At 37.6% G+C, this 356-nt stretch carries 1 pseudogene; it reads left to right on the top strand.

From position 1 onward, the window contains the following. Positions 1–79: 79 nt before the first annotated feature. A pseudogene (locus NI469_RS15780) lies at positions 80–356 on the top strand (transposase); the annotation flags it as partial.

Below are 356 nucleotides of genomic sequence, written 5' to 3' on the forward strand. Positions count from 1 at the left end.
TAGGGCGTGTCCTCATTTGAAGAATTGGTTTTAAATACTTAAAATCCTCCTTTGAGTTATTTTTATTTCTATATTTTCAATGGCACGTACTCTTCTTACCGATGATATCTGGCAGCAAATTCAAGATACTATGCGATTACATGGTTGCTACCGTTCAAAGAATAGTAGAAATATCATGGAAGCGATCTTATGGAAACTGCGTACAGGCGCCACATGGCGTGATATTCCTCAAGAATTTTGTCCTTGGCAAACTGCTTATAATCGTTTTAATCGTTGGGCAAGCAAGGGATTGTGGAATAAATTTTTTTTAGATTACGAGGCGTCTTGGATCAAGAATGGGTATTCATTGACGGAAG

This window comes from Acinetobacter lwoffii (assembly GCF_024129735.1).
GTDB classification, from domain to species: domain Bacteria; phylum Pseudomonadota; class Gammaproteobacteria; order Pseudomonadales; family Moraxellaceae; genus Acinetobacter; species Acinetobacter lwoffii_H.